Origin of the sequence: Bradyrhizobium jicamae, assembly GCF_001440395.1 — a bacterium.
In the GTDB taxonomy this organism is placed as follows: Bacteria; Pseudomonadota; Alphaproteobacteria; order Rhizobiales; family Xanthobacteraceae; genus Bradyrhizobium; species Bradyrhizobium jicamae.
On the sequence record NZ_LLXZ01000087.1, the window covers coordinates 78,681 to 84,855 of the forward strand.

Here is a 6,175-nt window from a genome sequence, read left to right on the forward strand (position 1 = left end):
CTCCGAAATCGCCGCGTGGCCGATCGTCCCGGTCAAATCGCGCCCGCGGCCGATCGCCAAAATCCCGGCGCGGCGGACGGTCATCGTCGCGGCGGAACGAACCGCCTTCCCGCTTGCCGGCGTAGGGCTTCTTGCCGAACGATTTTGCGCCGTCAGACTTCCCGGCATAGGGGCGCCGTTCGCCACCGCCGCGCTCATCGTCCCTGCCGCCAAAGCCGCGCTTGGCGAACTTCTTCTCAGGCCCCCTCGCCGCCCCTGAACGGCCCTTGCCCGCTCCGGCGCGGCCGCGGTCGCCGCCCGGCCGGTCACGCCGGCCGCGGGAATCGTTGTTTTTGTCGTTATCGCGGGGCATGAATGGTCTCTCGGATACAGATGAAATGGCTATCAGACGGATGCGGATGGGCTGTCATAGCGGTAACGCGCGCGCGCTTCGTTCAAGGCGCATTCTCACGCAAAACCGGCATCCACGTTTGCTGAAGGCGCAGCTAGTAGCAGGTTTCTGCGGATGATACGAGGCATGACGGCCCCTTCTTTCATGGATTTGGCGCTAAAAACGGCCGAAAACGCCGGAAAAGCCGGGGAAGTTCCGATCGGCTGCGTGATCGTGCGGGATAACGAGGTGATCGCCACCGCCGGCAACCGGACCCTGACCGACCGCGATCCGACCGCACATGCCGAAATCCTGGCGATCCGGCAGGCGGCCGAAGCCATCGGCACCGAGCGGCTGGTTGATTGCGACCTCTACGTCACCCTGGAGCCCTGCACCATGTGCGCCGGCGCGATCTCGTTCGCGCGGATCCGCCGGCTCTATTACGGCGCCGCCGACCCCAAGGGCGGCGCGGTGGATTCCGGGGTGCGGTTCTTTGCGCAACCGACCTGCCATCACGTGCCGGAGGTCTATTCGGCGGTGGGCGAGAACCGGGCCGCGACGCTGCTGCGGGACTTTTTCAGGGAGCGGCGGTAGTGCGCAGCCGTCATTGCGAGCGAAGCGAAGCAATCCATCGCGCGGCATAACGGATAGATGGATTGCTTCGTCGCTTCGCTCCTCGCAATGACGTGGAGAGTTCAGCGGCAACTCAAGCCGCGAGAAAAAACTCCCGCAACAATTTCGCCGTCGCTTCCGGATTCTCCTCGGTCAGAAAATGCCCGGAATCCACCGGCGCGCCCTCCACCTTCGTCGCCCATTTCTTCCACGTATCGAGCGGCGTCGTTGCCGCGCTTGCGACGCCGGCATCGCCCCACAGCGCCAGCATCGGGATCGTGATCTGCCTGCCGGCGTCGAAATCGGCCTTGTCGATCTCATAGTCGGCATAGGCGCCGGCGCGGTAGTCCTCGCACATCGCATGCACGCGGGCGGGATCGCGGAACGGCGCGAGGTAATGCTCCAGCGCGCGCGGGTCGATGGCGTCAAGCGTCTTCGATTTGGTCTGGCTCGCCATCTTGTATCGGAGGAAAAACTCGCCATTGCTCGAGACCAGTGTCTCCGGCAGTGGATAGGGCTGCGCCAGAAACGCCCAATGATAAATCTTCAGCGCCGAGAGCCGGTTCATCCTCTCCCAGTAATCATAGGTCGGCGCGATATCGAGCACGGCGAGCTTCGACAGCCGGCCGGGATGATCGAGCGCCAGCCGATACGACACGCGTCCGCCGCGATCGTGCCCGGCGAGCGCGAAATGCACATGGCCAAGCTGCGCCATCGCCTCCACCATCACATTCGCCATCGCGCGCTTGGTATAGGGCGTATGGTTGTCGTCGCTGCGCGGCATGTCCGACCAGCCATAGCCCGGCAGGTCGGCGATGATCAGCGTGAAGTGATCCGCAAGCTGCGGCGCGACCGGATGCCACATCACATGCGTCGATGAGAATCCGTGCAGCAGCAACAGCGGCGGCCCCTTGCCGCCGACGCGGGCGAAGATGCGACCCGAGGAGGTGTTGATCCATTCGGACGCGTAACCAGGAAACAGATCGGCAAGATCGGGCATGGGCGCTCCTCCATGGGCTGCGGCGCTTGCTTCAAACTTTGTTTGTCGTTGCCGCCTTCAGACCGCAGGTTTATGCCATCCCTCAGGTACGACCAAGAGCAACAAGACGCGAGGAAACCAGCGATGTCGATCGATTTCGAAATTCCGGCCGAGGCCAAGGCGATCCGCGAAAAGGTCCGCAAATGGGTGCATGAGGAATGTATTCCCGCGGAGAAGGAACTCGATACCAAGCCGCTCGCCGAAGTGCTGGGACCGCTGCGGGCGAAGGCGCGTGCACGGGGCCTGTGGTGCCCGTGGGTGCCGAAGGAATATGGCGGCATGGGCCTCGGTCCGCTGGCAAATGCGCTGGTGCAGATGGAGCTCGGCGAGAGCATGCTCGGCGCACTCTCGATGAACACGCAAGGGCCCGACGACGCCTCGATGATGACGATCCTCGCCCACGGCACGGAATATCAGAAGGAGAAGTTTCTCAAGCCCCTGCTCAACGGCGACAAGCGCATCTGCTTCTCGATGACCGAGAAGGCCGCGGGCGCCGACGCCACCGGCATGCAGACGACCGCAGTGAAGGACGGCAACGAGAATTACATCCTCAACGGCGAGAAATGGTTTTCCTCCTCCGCCAGCGTGGCCGACATGGCGCTGGTAATGGCCAAGACCGATCCGAACGCGCCGCGCCACAAGCAGTATTCGACCTTCCTCGTCGAACTGCCGAACCCCGGCTACAAGATCAAGCGCAACGTCGCCAACATGGCGATCGAGGGTCCGCATGACGACGTCCTGCACGGCGGCCACTCGGAGATCGAGATCAAGGATCTGGTGGTGCCGGCCGACAATCTGGTCGGCGGCGAAGGCAACGGCTTTGCCATGGGCCAGCACCGCCTCGCCTATGGCCGCCTGCGCCACGGCATGCACAACGTCGCCAAGGCGCAACGCGCGCTCGACATGGCGGTCGCCCATGTCACCAAGCGTTCGACCTTCGGCCAGTTGCTCGCCGACCGTCAGGCGGTGCAGTTCATGCTCGCCGATTGCGCCAGCGAACTCTATATCGGCCGGCTGATGCTGCTGCACATCGCCTACAAGGCCGAGAAGGGCCTCGACATCCGGCAGGAGAATTCGATCGCGAAAATCTTCCATGCGCACATGGTGCACAAGGTGATCGACACCGCGATCCAGCTCCACGGCGCGCTCGGCTTCAGCCAGGATACGCCGCTGGCGAAGTGGTACACGCAGGTGCGCTCGCAGCGGCTGGTCGATGGCCCCGACGAAGTGCACAAGTGGAAGATCGGCAAGAACGTCATCAAGGCGTTCCGCGAGCACGGCACCACCGCGAGTGCGGCCGGCGGGGATTTGCTCTAATGCGTAGGGTGGGCAAAGGCGCGAAAGCGCCGTGCCCACCATCACGAGCAGTGCAAGTAGCGGTGGGCACGCTTCGCTTTGCCCACCCTACGGCACTGAGCTAGCCTCTCTCCTGCTCCACCGCTTGCCATGCGATGTCGCGGCGGCAGAAACCATCCGGCCATTGGATGCGATCGACAGCCTGATAGGCGCGCTGCTGCGCCTCCAGCACGGTCTTCCCCATCGCGCAGACGTTCAGCACACGCCCGCCATTGGCGAGAATAGCGCCATCCTTCGCCACCGTGCCGGCATGGAAGATCTCAACGCCCTCGACCTTGCCGGCATCATCGAGACCGTCGACGCGCGTGCCTTTCTTGTAGTCGCCGGGATAGCCCTTCGCCGCCATCACCACCGTCAGCGCCGGATCGGGAAACCAGCGCAGGTCAAAGTGCTTCAACTCCCCGTCGCAGGACGCCAGGAACGCCGGCACGATGTCGGACATCATCCGCAGCATCAGCACCTGGCATTCGGGATCGCCAAAGCGGACATTGTATTCGAACAGTTTTGGCCCCTGCTCCGTCAGCATCACGCCGGCATAGAGCACGCCGCGGAACGGCGTGCCGCGCTTCTTCATGCCGGCGACCGTCGGCAGGATGATCCGCGCCATGATCTGGTCGTGAATTTCCGGCGTCACGAACGGCGTCGGCGAATAGGCGCCCATGCCGCCGGTGTTCGGGCCCTCGTCGTGATCGAACACGCGCTTGTGGTCCTGCGCCGTGGCGAGCGGGATCGCGGTCTCACCGTCGCATAGCGCGAAAAAGCTGATCTCGCGGCCGGCGAGGAATTCCTCGATCACGACTTCAGTGCCGGCCGCGCCGAACGCGCCGTCGAACATCATGGCGATGGCGGCTTCCGCCTCATCAAGGGTTCTCGCGACGACGACGCCCTTGCCGGCCGCCAGCCCGTCGGCCTTCACGACGATCGGCGCGCCCTGCTTGCGCACATAGGCCAGCGCATCGTCAGCCGTGGTGAAGCTGCCATACGCGCCGGTCGGGATGTTGAACTCGGTGCAGAGCGCCTTGGTAAATCCCTTGGAGCCCTCAAGCTGGGCGGCCTGCTTGCTCGGACCGAACGCCTTGATGCCGGCGGCGGCGAGATCGTCGACGATTCCGGCCGCCAGCGGCGTCTCGGGGCCGACCACGACAAGGTCGACAGCGTTGCGCTTGCAGAACTCGACCACGGCGGGGTGATTCGCAACGTCGAGCGCGACGCACTCGGCTTCCCGCGCGATCCCGGCATTGCCGGGCGCGCACCACAGCTTGGTGAGCAGCGGGGAAGCGGCAATCTTCCACGCCAAAGCATGTTCGCGGCCGCCGGAACCGAGCAGGAGAATGTTCATGGGAAGTGCAGCCAAATGGAGGGTTGCCGGCAATTGCGCGACGGTTTAGCACGACAGCGGCGGGCCGCAACAACGTGTCTATTGCTGTGTGGATATGTGCCGTGACGCCCCTGTGATGGCCTCCGTACCTTGCGGAAGCGCTGGAAAAGGCCGATTCTAGGCATATGCCTGCTGAGAACCTCGTTAACTCGCCTGAATTCACCGTCTCGGAACTCTCCTCCGCCCTGAAGCGGACAGTGGAGGACCGGTTTGGCCATGTCCGCGTGCGCGGCGAAATCTCCGGCTTCCGCGGCCCCCACTCCTCCGGCCATTGCTATTTCGCGCTCAAGGACGAGAGCGCCAAGATCGAGGCCGTGATCTGGAAGTTCGCCCACGCCCGGATGCGCTTCAAGCCGCAGGAGGGGCTCGAGGTCATCGCCACCGGCAAGCTCACGACCTATCCGAACTCCTCGAAATACCAGATCGTCATCGAGTCGCTCGAGCCCGCCGGGATCGGCGCGCTGATGGCGCTGATGGAGGAGCGCAAGAAAAAACTCGCGGCCGAGGGCCTGTTCGACGAGGCGCGCAAGCAATTGCTGCCCTGGCTGCCGGAAGTGATCGGCGTCGTCACCTCGCCGACCGGCGCCGTCATCAGAGACATCCTGCACCGATTGGAAGACCGCTTCCCCCGCCGCGTGCTGGTGTGGCCGGTCAAGGTGCAGGGCGAAGGCTCGGCCGAACAGGTCGCGGCGGCGATCCGCGGCTTCAATGCGCTGCCCGAAGGCGGGCGAACTCCGCGGCCGGATCTCCTGATCGTCGCGCGTGGCGGCGGTTCGCTGGAAGACCTGTGGTCGTTCAACGAGGAGATCGTGGTCCGCGCCGCCGCCGACAGCATGATCCCGCTGATCTCGGCCGTCGGCCACGAGACCGATATCACGCTGATCGATTTCGCCGCCGACAAGCGCGCGCCGACGCCGACGGCCGCCGCCGAAATGGCGGTCCCGGTCCGCAGTGAATTGTTCGCCGAGGTCGAAAGTCTGGCGCGCCGCACCATGGTGTGCTGGCAGCGCGGCCAGGAAAGCCGCCGTAACGAATTGCGCGCCGCCGCGCGCGCGCTGCCGAGCTTAAGCGAATTGCTCGCGATCCCGAGGCAACGGCTGGACCACCTCGGCGCCACCCTGCCCCGCGGGTTGAAGGCCAACACGCACGCCCATCACCGCCGCTTCTCGCAGCTCAGCGCCGGCCTGACGCTGAAGGTTTTGCGTGGACAGGTAGCCCAAGCCAACCATCGCCTGACCGTGTCGGGCGAACGCATCCGCCTGTCCGCCCGTGCGCTGCTGCGCAACCGGCGCGATCGCTTCGCCGGGCTGGAGGTCAGGCTGAAGGCCTCAAAGCTCTCCAACGCCCAGGCGCAGCGCAATACCATCGCGCGCGACCGCGAACGCACCCACCGGCTGGCCGAGCGCGCCCGCCGCGCGCT

At 64.9% G+C, this 6,175-nt stretch carries 5 protein-coding genes and 1 pseudogene; 3 read left to right on the forward strand and 3 right to left on the reverse strand.

The window, feature by feature from the left end; genetic code table 11:
- Positions 1–352 (reverse strand): annotated as a pseudogene (locus CQ12_RS45030) (pseudouridine synthase); the annotation flags it as partial.
- Positions 353–505: 153 nt separating this feature from the next.
- Here CQ12_RS45030 and CQ12_RS14070 point away from each other — a divergent pair.
- Positions 506–964 (forward strand): nucleoside deaminase, encoded by a 459-nt coding sequence (locus CQ12_RS14070; RefSeq protein WP_057835892.1) that lies wholly within the window; start codon positions 506–508, stop codon positions 962–964.
- Positions 965–1,076: 112 nt separating this feature from the next.
- On the opposite strand, the gene CQ12_RS14075 is transcribed toward CQ12_RS14070, so the two are convergent.
- Complete coding sequence (locus CQ12_RS14075; protein WP_057835893.1) at positions 1,077–1,982, reverse strand: alpha/beta fold hydrolase; 906 nt, start codon at positions 1,980–1,982, stop codon at positions 1,077–1,079.
- A gap of 123 nt (positions 1,983–2,105) precedes the next feature.
- On the opposite strand from CQ12_RS14075, the gene CQ12_RS14080 reads away from it, so the two are divergent.
- Complete coding sequence (locus CQ12_RS14080) at positions 2,106–3,338, forward strand: acyl-CoA dehydrogenase family protein (protein ID WP_057835894.1); 1,233 nt, start codon at positions 2,106–2,108, stop codon at positions 3,336–3,338.
- 100 nt (positions 3,339–3,438) lie between these two features.
- Here the strand turns inward: CQ12_RS14080 and purD are convergent, their stop codons facing one another.
- Entirely contained in the window at positions 3,439–4,716 is a 1,278-nt protein-coding gene (gene purD / locus CQ12_RS14085) for a phosphoribosylamine--glycine ligase (RefSeq protein WP_057835895.1), read from the reverse strand.
- 164 nt (positions 4,717–4,880) lie between these two features.
- Between purD and xseA the strand changes: the two genes are divergently transcribed.
- Positions 4,881–6,175: exodeoxyribonuclease VII large subunit (xseA, locus tag CQ12_RS14090; RefSeq protein WP_057835896.1), on the forward strand; the 1,295-nt coding region annotated here is incomplete at its 3' end.